Annotated in this window: 16 protein-coding genes; 11 read left to right on the forward strand and 5 right to left on the reverse strand. The window is 44.5% G+C overall.

The features are described from left to right. Positions 1-97: 97 nt before the first annotated feature. Entirely contained in the window at positions 98-3,409 is a 3,312-nt protein-coding gene (locus AC0YN6_RS09510) for a hypothetical protein (protein ID WP_475746530.1), read from the forward strand. 111 nt (positions 3,410-3,520) lie between these two features. On the opposite strand, the gene AC0YN6_RS09515 is transcribed toward AC0YN6_RS09510, so the two are convergent. The 3 genes from AC0YN6_RS09515 to AC0YN6_RS09525 form a co-directional block, all read right to left on the reverse strand. Further along, positions 3,521-4,201 carry an SDR family NAD(P)-dependent oxidoreductase gene (locus tag AC0YN6_RS09515; protein WP_475746531.1) on the reverse strand — a complete coding sequence of 227 codons (681 nt, stop codon included), beginning with the start codon at positions 4,199-4,201 and terminating at the stop codon, positions 3,521-3,523. A gap of 207 nt (positions 4,202-4,408) precedes the next feature. Next, complete coding sequence (locus AC0YN6_RS09520) at positions 4,409-4,795, reverse strand: cupredoxin domain-containing protein (RefSeq protein ID WP_475746532.1); 387 nt, start codon at positions 4,793-4,795, stop codon at positions 4,409-4,411. 219 nt (positions 4,796-5,014) lie between these two features. Continuing rightward, complete coding sequence (locus tag AC0YN6_RS09525) at positions 5,015-5,374, reverse strand: phage holin family protein (RefSeq protein WP_475746534.1); 360 nt, start codon at positions 5,372-5,374, stop codon at positions 5,015-5,017. Positions 5,375-5,538: 164 nt separating this feature from the next. Here AC0YN6_RS09525 and AC0YN6_RS09530 point away from each other — a divergent pair, with 164 nt between their 5' ends. The 5 genes from AC0YN6_RS09530 to cysK all read left to right on the forward strand — a co-directional run bounded on the left by AC0YN6_RS09530 (position 5,539) and on the right by cysK (position 11,358). After that, positions 5,539-7,905: an endonuclease MutS2 gene (locus tag AC0YN6_RS09530; protein WP_475746536.1), complete on the forward strand. Its 2,367-nt coding sequence runs from the start codon at positions 5,539-5,541 to the stop codon at positions 7,903-7,905. 50 nt (positions 7,906-7,955) lie between these two features. Further along, positions 7,956-8,378 carry a DUF350 domain-containing protein gene (locus tag AC0YN6_RS09535; protein WP_475746537.1) on the forward strand — a complete coding sequence of 141 codons (423 nt, stop codon included), beginning with the start codon at positions 7,956-7,958 and terminating at the stop codon, positions 8,376-8,378. A gap of 116 nt (positions 8,379-8,494) precedes the next feature. Further along, positions 8,495-9,082: a hypothetical protein gene (locus AC0YN6_RS09540; protein ID WP_475746539.1), complete on the forward strand. Its 588-nt coding sequence runs from the start codon at positions 8,495-8,497 to the stop codon at positions 9,080-9,082. 134 nt (positions 9,083-9,216) lie between these two features. After that, positions 9,217-10,422, forward strand: coding sequence for an MFS transporter (locus AC0YN6_RS09545; protein WP_475746540.1), 1,206 nt, complete (start codon positions 9,217-9,219; stop codon positions 10,420-10,422). Between the two features lie 18 nt (positions 10,423-10,440). Beyond that, entirely contained in the window at positions 10,441-11,358 is a 918-nt protein-coding gene (gene cysK, locus AC0YN6_RS09550; protein WP_475746542.1) for a cysteine synthase A, read from the forward strand. An 18-nt stretch (positions 11,359-11,376) separates the two neighbouring features. Here the strand turns inward: cysK and AC0YN6_RS09555 are convergent, their stop codons facing one another. Both AC0YN6_RS09555 and AC0YN6_RS09560 read right to left on the reverse strand, forming a co-directional pair. Then, the gene (locus tag AC0YN6_RS09555; RefSeq protein WP_475746543.1) at positions 11,377-12,447 is read right to left on the reverse strand and encodes a CotH kinase family protein; all 1,071 of its coding nucleotides are present in this window, start codon (positions 12,445-12,447) and stop codon (positions 11,377-11,379) included. A 99-nt stretch (positions 12,448-12,546) separates the two neighbouring features. After that, positions 12,547-12,858 (reverse strand): hypothetical protein, encoded by a 312-nt coding sequence (locus AC0YN6_RS09560; protein ID WP_475746544.1) that lies wholly within the window; start codon positions 12,856-12,858, stop codon positions 12,547-12,549. Positions 12,859-13,140: 282 nt separating this feature from the next. Here AC0YN6_RS09560 and AC0YN6_RS09565 point away from each other — a divergent pair, with 282 nt between their 5' ends. The 5 genes from AC0YN6_RS09565 (at position 13,141) to AC0YN6_RS09585 (ending at position 18,517) form a co-directional block, all read left to right on the forward strand. Further along, positions 13,141-13,878: a DUF6897 domain-containing protein gene (locus AC0YN6_RS09565; protein ID WP_475746545.1), complete on the forward strand. Its 738-nt coding sequence runs from the start codon at positions 13,141-13,143 to the stop codon at positions 13,876-13,878. An 85-nt stretch (positions 13,879-13,963) separates the two neighbouring features. Continuing rightward, on the forward strand, positions 13,964-14,635 hold the full coding sequence (locus AC0YN6_RS09570; protein WP_475746547.1) for a DUF2642 domain-containing protein: 672 nt from the start codon (positions 13,964-13,966) through the stop codon (positions 14,633-14,635). A 131-nt stretch (positions 14,636-14,766) separates the two neighbouring features. Continuing rightward, a complete protein-coding gene (locus AC0YN6_RS09575) occupies positions 14,767-15,894 on the forward strand; it encodes an endospore germination permease (RefSeq protein WP_475746548.1) in 1,128 nt (375 codons plus the stop codon). After that, complete coding sequence (locus AC0YN6_RS09580; protein WP_475746550.1) at positions 15,891-17,345, forward strand: spore germination protein; 1,455 nt, start codon at positions 15,891-15,893, stop codon at positions 17,343-17,345. The genes AC0YN6_RS09575 and AC0YN6_RS09580 overlap by 4 nt, the downstream gene beginning before the upstream one ends. Then, positions 17,345-18,517: a Ger(x)C family spore germination protein gene (locus AC0YN6_RS09585; protein ID WP_475746854.1), complete on the forward strand. Its 1,173-nt coding sequence runs from the start codon at positions 17,345-17,347 to the stop codon at positions 18,515-18,517. Before AC0YN6_RS09580 ends, AC0YN6_RS09585 begins: the two co-directional genes overlap by 1 nt. Positions 18,518-18,526 lie beyond the last annotated feature (9 nt).

The following is an 18,526-nucleotide window of genomic DNA, read 5'->3' on the forward strand; positions in this document are numbered from 1 at the left end:
GATGCCTATACATATCTATAAAATGGAAGCGGCTCCTTATTGGACAGCGATAGTTGTTTACGTTAGCTCTACTTGTATAATAGGAGGATTCGCCCTAATGGAAGCAGAACAAACGGTAGTTACGGTTGATATATATGGAATTCAATATAAGCTAAAAGGTCATAGCAACGTAGAATACATGAAAAGGGTCGCAGCAGCTATTGACGAGAGTATGAAGAAGCTGGCAAAGGGTTATCCTCGCCTTGATATGCAGAAGCTTGCCGTTCTCTCGGCCGTGCAAATAACGGAGGAAGTATTTAGGCTGCGACGCGACAATACGAGACTTCTAGAAGAGGAAGCAAAGCTTAATCTCCTAATCCGAGAATTGGAACAAATAAGTGAGCAGGCTGTTTCACTTCAGGCGGAATTAGCTGAGACGAAACGTATGGCTAGCGAGCAATTGCAAAAGGCTAAGGCGGCAGCTGAAGAAGAGCTATCCGAAATGCTGGCACTCGCCGCAGAGCAGGCTACAGCGCAGCAAGCTGCAGCAGCAGAGGCAATGAAGGTGCAAGAAGAGACGATTATCCGTCTCACTCAAGAAAATGTGGAACGGATTACTGCGCTTAGAACGAAGAAGGACGAGCAGCTTGCACAGCTTCAAGCTCGTAAGGATTCTGAGCTGAGTGAGCTTAAGCAAATGCTGGAAGCAGAAATTTCAGAACTGCAAAGCCAGAAGGAAACAGAGCTTACGGAGCTGAGAAGCCAGAAGGAAACAGAGCTTACGGAGCTGAGAAGCCAGAAGGAAACAGAGCTTACGGAGCTGAGAAGCCAGAAGGAAACAGAGCTTACGGAGCTGCAAAGTCAGAAGGAAACAGAGCTTACGGAGCTGAGAAGCCAGAAGGAAACAGAACTTTCGGAGTTGCAGAGCCAGAAGGAAACAGAGCTTACGGAGCTGAGAAGTCAGAAGGAAACAGAGCTCACGGAGCTGAGAAGTCAGAAGGAAACAGAACTGGCAGTGCTGAGAAAACAAAAAGAAGATGAACTTGCAGAACTGCTGCTGGCGAAAGACAATCAACAGCTTGAATTGGAGCTTGAAAAGGAAATTCAACGATCGGAGCTCGAAAGTGCAAAGGCAGATGAACTTGCTGCACTCAGACAGGCTAAAGAGGAACAGCTGATTGCGGTAGTTTCAGAGCATGAAGCGGTACTTTCGACCATAAAAGCAGAGAAAGAGACGCTTCTGACCGAGCTCGAAGGAAGCTGGCAGAGCAAGTGGGATGTGCGGGAACTTAGCTGGCTTGAGCATGCAGAGAATTCGCAATTGGAGCTTGCGCGTCAGAGTGAGGAGCGCGAGCAAGCCTGGAAAGCCGAAATCGTCAAAACAGAAGAAGCGTTACGTGCTGATCTTGAGCGTCGTAGAAACGGTTGGCTGGAAGAAAGAAGCAAACTGCAAACGCAGATTGCTGAGCTTCAAGAGGGCTGGAAGACTGATAAAGAATCGCTGGAGCACCGCATTGCTGTTGCAGATGAGCAGCTTGTTTTGGCGATGGAGCAGGAAGAGTCTTCTCGAACGTCTTATGCTCAGCTGGAACAGAACCTTCAGGAAAAAGAAAATGAACAGGGACTGCTTCAAATCGAACTGGACGAAACGCGCAGCAAGCTTGAGGAAATGCAGCATCAAATCAACCAATCCTTCGCACAGATTCAAGAATTGGAGCAGAAACTTACTCATGAGCGGAGCCATGTCTCGGCTGCGGATAAACGAGCTACGGATCTGCAACACCGCCTGAAAGAAGTGCAGGAGCGCGAACAACAGCAAACGCAGAAGCAGCTTGAGCTTGAGGAGCAGCTGCTGCAGCTTCAGCTGGAACAGGAAGAGTTTGCTATGATGAATCAGCAGCAGACCGAAGAACATCGGAATCAGCTGCGGATTGAACTGGAGAAGCTGAGAGAATCGCTGCAAGAAGAGCATGAGCAGAGCCTGCAAATGTTTGAGGACGAGAAACTTGAGCTTATAAGATCTCTTCGTCAGGAGCAAGAAGAGCAGCTTAGAACAGTAGAAGCAGATCATGACGAGTTGTTTAAGCAAATGACCGCTGAAAACAATGAACGTTATGAGCAGCTTGCTGCGGAGAAGGATGCTCGCTTTAAGGAGCTTGCTGCTAAGCATGCGGATCACAGTAACGAGCTCATTCAGCAATATGAAGACCAATTGCTTGAACAGGCTATGCAATATGAAGAGGAAAGCAAACAGCTGGTTCTTGAATACGAGGAGAAAAACAAGCAGAAAGCGGCTGAGTACGAAGAAAATAGCAGGATACAATCGGCTGAGCACGAAGCAAATAGCAGGACACAAGCTGCTCAATATGACGATCAGCTGCTTGAGCAGGCTATACAATACGAGGAGCAAAGCAAACAGCTGGTTCTTGAATTCGAAGAGAAAGCGAAGGAGAGAGCAGCTGAGTACGAAGCAAGATACAAGCAGCTTATCAATCAGCACGAAGAGCAGCTGCTTGAGCAAACGATACATTTTGAAGAACAGAATAAGCAGCTGGCAAGTGAGTTTGAAGCTGAATCCAAGGCGTTTGCTGCGGAGCAGGCGGCCATTGCTGAACAGCTGGTTGATCAATACGAAGAGCGTTATAACGAGCTTGCTGCGAAGCAAGATGAGGTTCGCATCAAGCTTAATAATGAACGTGAGGAGCGTTTGCAGCAATTAGCTGCTGAGCATGATGAACAATTGAAACAGCTTATTGCGAATCAAGAGGAGCAGCTGCTCACTCATCAGTATGATTCTGAAACTGAAATTCAGAAGCTGCGAGCTCAGCTGGAGAAGATCGAGCAAGTAGCGGCTTCCGCAGCGAGCGGGGAGCAGGCCTACAAAGCAGAACTGGAGCAGCTGCAAGTAAGAGAGCAAGAACTAACCGAACAGCTGGAATATACAGCGGCTCGCGAACGCATTGCAGCGCAGCAGCTAGAAGCGGCATCAGCTCGCGAACGGGAGCTTAGCGAGCGCTTGCAAGCACAGCAGCAATACGCGGAGCAGACGGCTGCTGAAGTGAAGCGCTACGAGCTTGAGAAGCAGTCGCGAGAGGCTGCTGAAGAGGCTCTGCGCGATCGATTAGAAAGAGCGATGCAAGAAGCAGCGGCAGCATCGGAGTTGAAGGAAGAGCTTAATGAGCATTCATCTAAGCTTGCGAATGAGCTTGGCGAAGCAGCTCGTCAAGCAGAACGGTTAGCGAGCGAACGTGATGAGGCGGCTAGCGTATTGGAATCACTCGCCTATGAGCGCGATGAAGCGGCACGCTCCGCCGAGAAGCTTGCCGAGGATCATGCAGATTTGCTTGAGCAGCATCACAAGCTCAAAAATGAATACTCGAAGCTTCAAACGGAATACAATGAGTGGATTGAGCTTATCGAACACAGCTAATCCGCATGAAGAACAACAAAAACCGCAGTAACAAGCATTGGCAATTGCCAGCGTTTGTTGCCGCGGTTTTTTTATGTTGAAATGGTTCACTTTGTATGGCGATAAAGAGGCTTAACCGTAAGAAACAATTGTGCCAGTAGGTCCGCTTGAGGACAAGCTGGCTAGTCGAATCAAATCTGGCGTAACGATCGCAGGATCTTTGCCGGTAGCATGCATTTCTGTACGCAGCGTACCGGGATTGTATAAATTCGCTAAAATTCCATGCTCATATTCCTCATCAGCTAAGGTGCGTGTTAATGATTCTAGACCCGCCTTGGCTGCGCTGTACGCGGCATAGCCTCCTGCGCCATTCCATGATAGTCCAGAAGTAATATTAATGATTCGGCCGTATTTGGCGTTACGCATCGTCGGCAGAACGGCTTTGGTCAGCAGAAACGGGCCTGTTAAGTTAATAGCGATTTGATTTTGCCATTCTTCGGAAGTTAATTCAAGCACGGTCCCAGACTCAAGGACGGCTGCATTGTTCAAAATAATATCAATACGTCCAAAGTGCTGGATGACTGCTGAAATGGTGTCCTGTACCTGCTGCTCGTCGGATACATCGGTTTGCAGAACAAAAGCGTCTCTTCCTGTCTTTGCTTTAATCATCACAGCCGTTTCCTCAAGCTTTGAAAGTCGTCTTCCGAGAAGGACGACATCGGCGCCTTCCGCTGCAAATGAGGTTGCTGCTGCACGCCCCAGCCCCGTACCAGCACCGCTAACAATAGCGACTCGATGTTGTAAAATTCCCATCACCATTTCTCCTTTCGCTGTTCGTATTGTCAATATTTTATCAGAGGGAGCCCAGCGGGGAAAGAGGTAGATTATCAGAGTTTCTTACACGAATGGTAAGTAAAAATGATATATGCGAAAAATGAAAAATATATGTAGCTTCATTAGACAAAAAAAGCCGAGCAAGGATACATATCCCGCTCGACTGCATTAGCAAGTCTTAAGCTATTACTCAACGACTAGAATAGCTTTCATTTTTGTATGTCCTGCTCCGCAGGGTACAGAACAAATCATTTCATAGCTTCCCGGTTCGCTGATGTTTACAGCAATAGTTTCACCGTTACCCATCTTGTAATCGGTTTTTTTGATCTGAACGCCGTGTATGCCATCAACAGAATCCAGCTTAATATTAACCGTTTCTCCTGCTTTGATTTTATATTCCTTCTGGTCAAACTTCCAGTTAGATGCTGTCATAACAAGGTCGGAAGACGATGCTCCGCTATCTGCGGCCGTCGTATTCGTCGGCTTGTTATCTTCTTTGGCAGTGTTCGTGCCACATGCTGCTAAGACAACAACTAGACACATTGCACTTGCGAATAATAACCACTTTTTCATTTGTAAAGCGTCCCCTTTCAATTATCCATTTTAACAAAATTTTCTTGGATTGTTTCCATTGTACCTCAACTAGCATCCGAATGCAGTGACAGCGTGATGACAAAGTAATGAAGATCTTGTGAAAAGAATAGATGCAGCTCGAATATTTGCCAGAACGCAGCAATCAGCCCTTGATCGCCATGATTAGGCAACCAAGGGCTTCTACTCTGATAACTCCCTTTAATCCCGATCGCTTTTGCCTGCTTCATATGGGGTACTGACCGGTATGAACAGGTCGATAATCCCGATAACGAGAGCTGCTAATATTGCGCCGAGCAGTGTAACCGTCACGCCTCCAACGATAAACTGGGCAATCCAGATAACGGCTGCGCTAGCAATGAAGCCGACGATACCGCGGCCGAAGGGTGTGACTCGTTTGCCAAATATGCCTTCAATAACCCAGCCCAGCGCGGCAATGACAAGTGCTAGGAAAAATGCACTCCAAAATCCTCCGACACTGAATTGGGGGACGATAAACCCTACAAGCATTAACACAAGCGCGGCTACAATGAACCTTACAACATGCCCCAAGAAAGACATTGTATAAACCCTCCTTAAGTTTTAGAAATGGAAATTGCGTCGCGAGACCGCTGGTTCGTTTATATTGTGACCAAATGAGCATCATTTATGTATGAAAGGATCGTTCATTCGTGCATCAATGACGCGATTCGGCTATAATAAGAAGGCGAGAGGAGTGTTAATTGTTGGACACTAAAATTTTGATGACACTTGAATATCCTAAAATCATACATAGATTGTCGCAGCATGCAGCCACATCGCTTGGTAAAGCAATTGCAGAGGAGCTGCAGCCGGTTTCAGATTTGGAAGCGGTTAAGCAGATATTGCAACTTACTGATGAAGCCTATACAGCTGATCGTCTGAAAGGCAGTGCTCCATTCGGCGGTATTGTTGACATTTCAGCCCCGCTTCACCGTGCCAGAATTGGCGGAACGCTTAATCCGGCAGAGCTGCTTGATATTGCGGCTACCGCACGCGGCGGCAGAAGAGTGAAGAAGCATGTCAGCTTGCTTCATGAAGATAATCCAATTCCAATGCTGCATCATATTGCAGATCAGATAAGCGAGCATAAGCCGCTTGAGGATGCTATTTTTGATTGTATCGATGATCAGGCAGAAGTTATGGACAGTGCAAGCACCGAGTTAGCATCGATTAGGCGTGAGCTTAGAAATGGAGAATCACGTATTCGTGAGAAAATGGATCAAATGGTCCGTTCCTCGTCCGTGCAAAAAATGCTGCAGGACTCGATCGTAACACTTCGCAACGATAGGTATGTTATTCCAGTTAAGCAGGAATATCGTTCTCATTTTGGCGGTATTGTGCATGATCAGTCAGGATCTGGTGCAACGCTGTTTATCGAGCCGGAAGCAATAGTCGCTATGAACAATAAGCTTCGTGAGTTAAAGGCTGGCGAGCTGCGGGAAATCGAGAAAATTTTGCAGAAGCTTACCGCTTTGGCATCGGATTATGTTGAGGATCTAATTTACAATTTGGATTTGCTCGGTCAAATTGACTTTGCTTTTGCAAAGGCTCGCCTTGCCCATATTATGAAGGCTACACAGCCGCGTATGAATGATCGTGGTTTTCTTAAGATTAAACGCGGACGTCATCCCCTTATTGCTGCGGAGCAGGTTGTTCCACTCGATGTGGAGCTAGGCAATCAATATACTTCCATCATTGTAACGGGACCGAATACTGGTGGTAAAACGGTTTCCTTGAAAACGATTGGACTGCTTAGCTTGATGGCGATGTCGGGATTATTTGTCCCTGCTGAAGACGGAAGCCAGCTTTGTGTATTTGATGCTATTTACGCCGATATCGGCGATGAGCAAAGCATTGAACAAAGCTTGAGTACATTTTCCAGCCATCTCAAAAACATCATTCGCATTTTGGGCTCCATGACTTCTAAGAGCTTAGTGCTGCTGGATGAGCTCGGCGCGGGAACGGATCCAGCTGAAGGCTCCGCGCTTGCGATCGCTATTTTGGAGCATGTCCATACAATGGACAGTCGGATTGTTGCAACTACGCATTACAGTGAGTTGAAAGCTTATGCCTATAATCGCAAGGGCGTTATTAATGCGAGCATGGAGTTCGATGTAGCTACATTAAGCCCAACTTATCGTCTTCTTGTTGGCGTACCGGGACGAAGCAACGCATTTGCCATCGCTGAGCGGCTAGGACTTGCCCGTTCGATCATCGAACATGCAAGAGGTGAGGTAAGCGAAGAGGATCAACGAGTTGAAAATATGATAGCCTCCCTTGAGGAGAATAGATTAGGGGCTGAAACGGAACGTCAAACGGCTGAGTCGCTCCGTCGTGAGATGGAATCGCTGAGAGAACGACATGAGGCAGATCGTCTGCGCTTTGAGGAGCAGAAAGATAAGCTGCTGAAAAAAGCGCAGGAAGAGGCTCGTGAAGCAGTCGTTAAGGCTAAGCGCGAGGCAGAGCAAATTATTTCGGATTTGCGAAAGCTTGCTATGGAAGAGGGGGCTTCGGTCAAGGAGCATAAGCTCATTGAAGCACGCCGTAAGTTGGATGAAGCGGCTCCTGAGCCTCAGAGATCGAAGCGAGGAACTTCAAAAACGAAAACTAAACCGGTCAAAATCGAAGCTGGTGACGAAGTAACGGTATACAGCTTGAATCAGAAGGGTACGGTTGTGGAAGTACACGGATCGGATGCTACTGTACAGCTGGGTATTATGAAGATGAAGGTTGCACTCGATGATTTGGAGTTGCTAAAATCATCTACGGCCACAAAACCGCAGCAGCCGAAGCAAGCGGCTAGTCTGCAGCGTTCACGTGAAGAAAACATCAAGATGGAGCTTGATCTTCGGGGTGAAAACTTAGAAGAAGCGATTCTTGAGGTTGATCGCTTCCTTGATGAAGCATTTTTGTCTGGGTTAGCTCAGGTTGCTATTATTCATGGCAAAGGCACGGGTGTGCTTCGTACAGGAATTCAGCAATATTTGCGTAAACATAGTCATGCGAAGAGCTTTCGAAACGGAAATTATGGTGAAGGCGGCATTGGCGTGACGGTTGTGGAGCTTAAATAGCAGACTGCGATTGCACAATCGAATACGGCAGATGATGGAGGGGTCTTTGAATGAGTAATGAAGTCGACCAGCTGTTAAGCAATCCGTATGCCGCCTCACTTGTATATGTGTCGGTTGCGGTGCTGTCTCTGATTGTTTTTTTATCTTGCTTTGAGCTCGCAACCAAATATAAATGCTGGAGTGAGATTAGGAAAGGCAACGTTGCAGTCGCTATGGCGACAAGCGGTAAAATATTCGGTATTTGCAATATCTTCAGGTTCTCCATCGAGTCTAATGATTCTGTATATCAAAGCCTCATCTGGGGCGCATTTGGCTTTGTGATCTTGATGGCTGCGTATTTTTTATTCGAATTTCTGACGCCTGTTTTCCGAATTGACGATGAAATCGCTCGTGATAACCGTGCGGTAGGGCTTATAGCGATGGTTATATCCGTATCGTTATCTTACGTCATTGGAGCAACGGTTATTATGTAAGCGGGGTGAGCCATATGAAATATTTATGGAGAATACTAGCAGTGGTCTCTGTTTTGTTTTTTGTATTCGGTATTGTTTATTTGATGAATAATTAGAAGTAGAAGGGAAGAAATACAATGGAAGAGCATTTGATTTGTCCGTGGTGTTTAACGGAAATCGTATGGGATGAAGAGATTGGAGCGGAGTCTCATTGTCCGCATTGTGAGAATGAATTGAGCGCTTATCGTACGATAGAGCTAGGCTATGATGAAGACGAGGTAGAAGCTGACGAGCATGAAAGAGCAGTGCAGGCGCTTAAAATTAACGATGCTCACAGAGCGGCCAAACAATACAGTTCAGAATCAAACGAAGATGAGTGGACTGAGGATGAACAGGAAGAAGAAACGGAAGAAAATTATTCGGATGGTTATCTCAGTAAGGATAGTATGCGTTTTGCTGTAGAAGAGACTGTTCAGCGTGTACTTGATGACCAGGATGAAATGCCGGAATGCCCGTCATGCCGTGCCTATATGATCGAAGCAGGTGTTCAACGGGTGGAAGAGCCGCAATTCGAGTCTAGAATAGCTCCTTCATTAGGGAAGCCGGTACTCGCTACTCCTTTTAATCTTACATTGTACGTTTGTCCTGCTTGCTACCATACTTCTACTTTATTGAGTTTAAGTGATCGCGAGCAAATGATAAGCCGTTTAACGCCAGCTGAGTAACGAAGTACGAAGTGCTGGCAAAAATGGACGGGCATGGGTTGCATCCAATAAGGGAACCTTACAAAACGTAATTCTGATACGTGAGAGGCTAGACTTGTGTAATCAAGATCTAGCCTGCGGCAGGAGGAATCGTTTTGGCAAAAACCTTAAATGGACAGGCAGCCCTTTTGCTTATTGTTCAAGCGCTTTACGGCGTTGCAAACGCGCTATCCGGGACGTTTGTTCCCGTGTATTTATGGAAAGCAAGCCAGTCATATATGTTGATCGGTTGGTTCACGATGGGGCAGTATGTGATGAGTGGATTAACATTTTATGTCGCTGGGAAATGGGTCAAAGAGCATAACAAAATGTACAGTTTACGAACAGGAATTTTTCTGTCCGGTGTATTTTATTGCACGGTGCTATTGCTGGGCGCCCAGGCGAAAGTTTATTACTTGCCGCTCGGCATATTGAATGGGATGGCGTTAGGTTTTTTTTGGATCGCATATAATGTTGTTTATTTCGAGGTAACAGATCCAGATAACCGTGATCGTTTTAACGGATGGTCTGGGCTGCTTGGTTCTGCGGCAGGCATTGTGGCGCCTTGGGTTTCAGGTTTGCTCATTACTTCCATGAAGGGAGAAACAGGCTATCGGCTTATATTCTCCATATCACTCGTTATATTTGCTATAAGCGTAGTACTTAGCTTTTGGCTCAAAAAGCGGCACGGTGAGGGCAGCTACAATTGGAAGCATGGATTTGAGCAGCTTATGCAGAAAGGTAATCCGTGGCGTCGCATGTTTCCAGCTATTGCGGCACAGGGTGTACGAGAAGGCGTATTTATGTTTCTTGTTGGTCTTACCGTATACGTTGCTACTCAAAACGAGAGCAAGCTAGGAACCTTTTCGCTCATAACGTCCCTTGTAGCTTTAATCAGCTTTTGGATTGTTGGAAAAAAACTCAATAAAAAAAATCGTAAGCTGGCGATGCTTATTGGGGTTATTATGATTGCAATTGTCATTTTGCCGCTGTTCTGGAAAGTATCTTATGTTACGCTGCTCATGCTCGGCATAGGTACATCCTTATTTATGCCGCTTTATATTATCCCGATGACCTCGAGAGTTTTTGACCTTATCGGTCAATCTGAGGAAAGTGCGCGAGAACGAGAAGAATTTATTGTGCTTCGCGAAGCTGGTTTAGTCATAGGAAGAATCATCGGTTTATCATCCTATTTAATTGTTCTGCCGCTGAATCATTCAGCACTCGCAATTACTTGGTTGTTGTTTGCAGTAGGTGTCGTTCCTATTGCTGGATGGTGGTTTATGAAACCATTTCTAGAGAAGGAGCAAGCTTTGACATAAATAACAGGAGGCGAAAAGATGCCAAAAATCGTTTCAAATATTACGAAATTAATTGGAGATACACCGGTTGTTCGCCTAAATCGTCTTCCTGATGAAGGCAGTGCAGAGGTATGCGTCAAGCTGGAGCGTTTTAACCCAAGCGGCAGTGTAAAGGATCGTGCAGCTCTCTCGCTCGTTAATGATGCCGAGAAGCGCGGCTTAATCAAGCCAGGTGATACCATTATTGAGCCAACGAGTGGGAATACAGGCATAGGGCTAGCTATGAATGCTGCAGCTAGAGGCTACAAAATGATATTAGTTATGCCTGACAACATGACAGCAGAGAGGATTAAGCTTCTTCAGGCTTATGGCGCTGAAGTGGTGTTGACCCCTGCTGCGGAAAGAATGCCAGGAGCAATCCGCAAAGCGAAGGAGCTTCGGGCAGAGCGACCAGGCAGTTATATTCCTAATCAGTTCGAAAACCAAGCCAATCCGCATATTCACAGACTAACAACAGCTATAGAAATAATGGAGCAAACAGGCGGCAGGCTTGACGCATTCGTTGCGACAGCAGGTACTGGAGGCACGATAACCGGTACAGGTGAAGCGCTTAAAGCATTGCTCCCGCATTTATACGTTGCGGTTGTCGAGCCGCAGGGCTCCCCTGTGCTGTCAGGGGGAAAGCCAGGGCCGCATAAGCTCGTTGGTACGAGCCCAGGCTTTGTTCCCGCCATTCTAAATACATCCATTTACGATGAGATTATACAAGTTTCCGATGAGCATGCACTGACAACGATGAGAGCGCTCGCGACTAGAGAAGGATTATTATTAGGTCCATCGTCCGGCGCTTCAGTATGGGCAGCAATGCAAATTGCGAAGCGTCTTGGTGCCGGTAAGCGAGTGTTGTGTATTGCACCAGATACCGGAGAGCGCTATATGAGCATGGATATTTTTTGAACAGCTTAAGGGAGTGGGTTATACCCACTCCCTTAACGATTGCTGTAATATTTCTCTTCTCTCTTTAATGTAAGTACGAATAAGGGCGGGTTCAGTTAAAAAGGTATCAAAGCTTGCCTTTCGCGTATAGTCGTTACGAATGGCAGGTGATAATTGAGAATGCATCTTTGAAATAATCGGATTTAGCTTTTCTACCGTAAATGAGGTTATAAGCAGCTTCTTGACAATAGCTCTGTATTTGCGACGACATGCAGGAAAAGTCAACAGCTTCTCGGTTAACTTATTGTAGCCCTGTAGCCGGACAAGGTCGCTGCCGCAAGGTTTTCCATAACAATTTCTTCCCCAAGTTCCTTCGTAGTCCCACGGAATAATCCGATATTTACCGCTTGCGCGATGCTCATACAGCGCATAGTTTTGATCAAACCCATCATAATTTCCTGTTAACACGGCTCCGGCAAGCCATAATAAGTATTGAGAAACATCAAGTCTCCTTGCACTGTGTACGCCAAGTTTACTTCCTGACAATCGGTTAATATTTCGTACGAACGATACGAGCCTGCTTTTTGTCCCCGACTTGCCCAGCATCAATTCATATCCATCGAATAACGAAGATTTCTTATTCTTTGAGACGGGGTCTGTTAAGCTAAAGTCTGCACTGTCATTGACTGCATATAGAAGTGAACGGCAGCCAATTCCTCTTTTCTCGAAAAAAAGTCGATCGACCGCTTCTATTTCCAAATAAACTCCACGCGGTATGTCATTTATGATGAGCCAGAAATGATTGGTTTTCGGAGATGGAACTCCAATTTTATTGAAAAAATAAAAGGAAAGCGCGTTACGCATCATGGATGGATCATCATATTCAGCATTCCAATGGAGTGTTTTACCATCTTCAAGTCGAACTTCATAGGATTTTTTGGAATAATTGCGGGTATGACCTCCCCTTATGCCAAACTCCGCTTTATAGGTTTGTCCCCCCATCTCCAATTCTGCCGGCTTAAAGTCTCTCCCCCAAGCATTGCTTTGAATATCTTGAAGATCAGAGGCATGAATACGTATGGAACGTGTCGGTAATGTTTCAGCAGTCATCTAACCATCTCCCGAAGCAAAAGATAAAGCCTACCGGTAGACGATAGGCTTTTTGTTCTTGTTACTGTATTCGGCAAATGCCTAGAAGGTCACCAATAATTAATTTAGATTGATCTCCCATACGAAACTTGGCTGTGGACCTGCTGCTTCATCCAGTAGAAATGAATTGCTGCCAAGACTGAGGTTTTCATTAGCAAAAATAATGCTTAAAGGAATGCCTTCCGATCGATTATTTTTGGATGTGCTTCCTTCGGAAAGATTGCCTTTTGTGCGACTGTTCTCTGAATAGCTGACTTCTGAACGAGTACCTCTTGAAGTGCGGCCCTCTGCAGCATTAGTCATTGAAAGATTGTTTTCATTATAGCGTGCAATTACTTTCTTCTTATTTTTGTTGTTTTTTTTGGTAGACAATTTGAATGCCTCCTATTTATGAAGTTACTTTAACCTATGAACCTACTGTGTTATTCGTAACGGGTTAGTGCTGAATCTTTTATAAATAGATTGAAATCTAGTACCACTTACATACGGTATACATATTAATATATTACATTTCGCATCTCATGATAGTTGGTGTGAAAGAAACAGGGAGGGATGTATTGCAACAAAAAAATGCTGCTAGTAAATAGGTCGACAAGACGTATTTGAAGTGAGGCAAGAAACAACAAACTATGAAATTATCGGAGGGATTTTTTTATGAATTCTTGGTGGAACAGCTGTAATTTGGGTAGTCAATCCGGAGGAAATGATAACAGAAGTCACAAAAGTCACAAAAGTCACAAAAGTCACAGAAGTGGAAACGGAGAACAAAACTTTCTTCAAAGATTAGTAGGGAAAAACGTGAAAGTTAACCGCGGTGGACCGGAATCACTTCAAGGCAAACTTTTAGCTGTAAAAAGTGACTTTCTAGTATTAAGCACTAACGAAGGTGTAGTATATATCGCTACTGCTCATGTTAAGAGTGTTACCGAAGCGGGCGGAAGAAATAAGAGCGGAGGTAATAACAAAAGCGGTAATAGAAGCGGCGGCCGTAATGTAGAGGTTATCCACGCAAGCAACTTTAATGGTGTTATTCGTGCACTAAATCACTCCTATGTTCAAATTAATACAGGTGGACCAGAGAAAGTAGAAGGCTTTCTCGCACAAGCAGGTAACGGTGCGATCTTATTGGTTTCAGGAAAAGAAGCAATGCAAATCCAAAACTACCACATCAAATCCATTAAAGCAGCTGGCGGCCGGTCTGGCGGGAAAAATAACGACAACAAAAACGACAACAAAAACGACAACAAAAATGACAACAAGAACGACAATAAGAACAAGAGCAATAAGACGCAAGGTAATAAGACACAAGGCAATAAGACACAAGGCAATCGCAGCGGCGGCAAAGGCCGTACAAATGCAGCTTCAACTTCTAAAAAAACATCTCGTAGTTAAGTGAAATAAATTTAATGGAATACTAGGCAAAGGTCAAATCTTTGCCTAGTTTTATTCACTACTCGGATGAAAGGAGGTTGATCGCTTGAAAAACCGTCATCCGCTGCTGGATCGGTTCGTTGAATTGGAGATTTCAGGGAAATCACCGCTTATACGAGGAAAATTGATCGAATTTGGCCAAGATATATTAGTGTTGCACAACGGAACGCAATTTTTATATATACCGCTTATTCACTTGCAACAGCTTCGTCTCTCGACGAAAGAAGAGCAAACAGAAGTGTACGAAGTACCAGAAATGCCTTTTGAGCCTTATAATGAGCCAATCTCGTACCGCAAAACATTAATGAATGCCAAAGGGATGTTTTCTGAAATCTATATCACTGGAAATCAGTCCATTCATGGTTACTTGACCACGGTTATGAATGATTTTTTTGTCTTCTATTCCCCGGTCTATCATACGGTTATCGTGTCGCTCCATCATATGAAATATTTAATTCCGTATAATCCAAACGTAACTCCGTATACGTTAACGCCGGAACAATTTCCTCTTAAACCCTCCCCGCTAACGCTAGCAAGAACCTTAGATCAACAGCTGCGCAAATTAATCGGAGAATTCGTCGTACTTGATCTAGGCGAGAATTCAAACAAAATCGGTGTATTGAAAAATGTAGATCAAAGTATGATTGAGCTTGCAACTGTAAGCGGCAACCCTGTTTTCTTGCATTTTGATCATGTAAAGACTGTTCATATCCCGTAAACAAAAACTATGTTCTAAGCCTATTGATGGCTATGAGCATAGTTTTTTTTGTGAACGAAATAAAACAACAGAAAATGCATTTCGAAACAAGAACTTGGAAACATTATCTTTGGAAGGATGTGACAGTGTGAATGAAAGTGAAGCCATTTGGGATTTTACCTTCAATGTTAATGATGATTTTGTCGGTTGGACTTGTAAATCATGTCCTAGTTATCCCATTGCTGCTTGATGCTGCAAAGCGTGACGCATGGATATGTGTTCTTTTTGGACTTGTTATTATATTGCCCTGGACATTGTTACCAATGTACGCAATATTAAAGCGATTGAATGGGACACCGATTGATCAGTGGCTTGCGAAGCTTATGCCGCGATTTTTTGTATGGATCTTTATGGGAATATTTTTGTTCATACAATTTTTTATTGCTATAGAAACGTTAGTTATGACGGCATCATGGACAGCGACAACATATTTGCCCCATACGCCTTCTTTATTGATATGTACTGTATTTTTAGGCTTATGTCTATTTGCATCGGTTTCAGGACTTCGTACGATTGCCTATGTTAGCTGTATTCTATTGCCGGTTGTTGTGTTTTTAGGTGATTTTGTCATGTCGGCAAACATGCCGCACAAAGATTATCATTATTTGTTGCCGTTGCTTGAAAATGGGACGAGTCCCGTTACAAAAGGGGTTTATTACATAGTAACCACATCCAGTGAGTTATTTGGGTTCATGCTTTTTCAGCATCATTTAAAAGGGAAATTCAAAAGATGGCACCTCATTGTGCTCGTACTATTTCTGTCGCTTTTGACACTTGGACCTGCCATGGGAGCGATTGTAGAATTCGGACCAGTAGAAGCAGATAAAATGCGCTATCCGGCTTTTTCGCAGTGGAGGCTGGTCTCCATCGGAAAATACTTTGAGCATGTTGATTTTTTTGCTATTTTTCAGTGGATGTCGGGAGCACTTATTCGGATAGCCGTTTCTATTCACATTGTATCTGAGTTTTGGCCATTACGGCATTTGAAGCGCAAATGGATTTCACCAGCCATACTTGGAACGACCATTCTCGTGATATCCGGCTTCGGCATTAGAAACATGCTCCAGGTTAAGGCTGTTTTTCATATTTTCTTTCAGTATACCGGAGTCGTCATCGTGATTTTGACGATTATCATCTGGGGTGTTTCCATGTTTCGAAAAACCAATAGCGATAAGAAAAGAACAGCCATTATAGGTTCCGAGGAGGCAGAGCATTCATGATTGATGATGGATCGAATGGACAGACTGATCAAAAAGATATGTCAATTGAGCAGTTCAGGGACAGTTTGAAGGAATGTCATGATGTCATTGAATATAAGCTTACACTCGATGTACACGGACCGATGGAAGTCACATTGCTCTATTGCGACGGGTTAATCGATAATCAACAATTGCAATTAGGATTACTGCCCTTATTGGAGAAATGGGCGGAGCAGCTAAGAATGCTGCCAAATGCAACTGAAGGTGAAATACATAAACCCAGCATGTTATTCAGCAGTTTACAGAGCGGGGTTAATGGCAGCAATTTGTATGCGCGACTTTTTGGAGGCAGTGTTATTTTATCATTTGCTAATCTTGATGGTTTATTTGAGTTTGATATTGCCAATCAACCAGGTAGGAATCCAGAAGAATCAACGATGGAAGTGTCGATTAGAGGTCCCCGCGACGGCTTTGTCGAACAGCTTTCAACAAATGTTGCACTTGTTCGTATGCGCCTTAAAACACCGGATATGCATGTGGAATATCGTAGAATTGGCAGTGAATCCTTGACGGAGATAGCGCTGGTATATATGGAAGGCAAAGCGGATTGTAAGCTTGTAAAGGAAGCACAGAGACGTCTTGATAATATTGATGTCCCTTCTATTGTTGGAGGAAGTCAGCTAGAGGAGCTTTTATCCGACCATCGATTATCCTTGTTTCCATTAGTTGAATATGTAGGTCGACCAGACTATGTCGTTCAATCACTGCTGCAAGGTAAGGTAGCGATTATGCTCGACGGATCGCCTTCAGCAATCATTGCTCCAGGAAATTTATTATTGCTCATCAAATCCCCGGAGGATGCACATTTGCCGTATTATTATGTTTCGTTAGAACGATTATTACGGCTTGTTGGACTGGTAATGTCCATTTGTTTGCCTGGTTTCTGGATAGCGCTGTCAGCATTCAATACGGATCAAATACCCTTTACGCTGCTTGCTACCGTTACGATGTCACGAATTGGCTTGCCGCTGTCAGCTACGATGGAGATGTTTCTAATGCTAACGATGTTTGAACTGTTTCGAGAAGCAGGCGTGAGGCTCCCGAGAGCGGTAGGCCAAACCGTGTCGGTCGTAGGCGGACTGATTGTAGGGGATGCAGCCATTCGAGCGGGTATGACCTCACCCACAATGCTCGTAATGGCCGCGGTTACAGCCGTATCGACTTTTACTCTCGTTAATCAGTCCCTAAGCGGTTCGGTCAGCTTAATTCGCTACTTGATTCTCCTATTTTCATCCGTACTAGGCATTTTTGGATTTTTTGTCGGAAGCTTTGCCGTTCTCATTTACATGTGCACATTAGAATCCTTTGGGAGACCATACCTTTATCCCCTTGCGCCGCTGCGCTTCAGAGAGCTGTTGCCAGCGCTAATACAGCTGCCTTGGAAGCTTAAGAGTTCTAGGAGGGATAAGTGATGCATACTGTGCGGCTTGAAGAACTGCGAAGGCAATTGAAAAAGTGTGCAGTGTTGATTGGTATATTGGCTATGTCATTGTTGCTGCAAGGTTGCTGGGACGAAGTGAATTTGCAGGATGTCAGCTATATTTCTGCATTTGGGATTGATTACAAGGACGGGAATTACGAGATTTATGGGCAAACAATTAAATTTGGATTGATAGCGAAAACAGAATCGCTACAGCCTGATCCGAATCCGGTTTGGATCGGAAGAGGCAGGGGAGAAACTATTCTGCTTGCTCTAAATGACCTATCTCGGTCTGGTCAAACGACTTTAAGCCTAGAGCATCTAAAAACGGTTATCGTGCATGAGCGGGCGATGAATCAAATGGACGATATTATGGATGGGCTGAATCGTCAGCGTGCATCAAGGTATACGTCGTTGATCTTCGGAACAAAAGATCCAATTGAAAAGGTTTTTACAACCGATACATTTTTTGACCAATCCCCTCTCAACAGCATTATGTATATGCCGGATCGACTTGAACATCAAAGGAGTTTCGTGCGTCCTTATGCTTTACAGCTTGCTGTACAAACTCTAAATGAGCCATCCATGATGACATTCCTTCCCGCCTTGACCTCAAATGATAAATACTGGACACGGAAGAAGCAGGCGTTGCAAATTCAGTTGATAGAAGGGGTTTTTGTATTTAAAGACCTCAACTATCTCGGTTATTTTGCAGAGTCGGAAGTCGGTGGTTTACGGTGGGTAAATTCGGAATTCGAGCATTTTTTATTGAAAGCCGAAGGAAAGCAAGGGAAATCAGCAATCGCCATCAACTCTTCCAATCACCGATTGCAGACGACCTTTAAAGAAGGTAAGCCGTATTTTGTACTAAATGTACGTTTGTCCGGACATGTTGCTGAAATGGACGGCAATATGACTGAGCAAGAAATTGTCGATTCAGTAGAGGGACGGGTTAAGCAGGAAATGGAGGATACGTTTCGCAACGGGCTTACGAGAAATATTGAGTTATTTCAGCTGGAGCATCATTTGTATCGTTACTCCCTTTCATATTGGAAGAAGGAATGCAAGGGAACGAATTGGCTTCCAAAGCTGGATCAATTAAAAGTAGAAGTGGATTTCCAATTGATACATACTGGAAATTTCGATTTAAATAAAGACACATAAATAAAAGGA

Source organism: Paenibacillus sp. J22P15, from assembly GCF_056269345.1.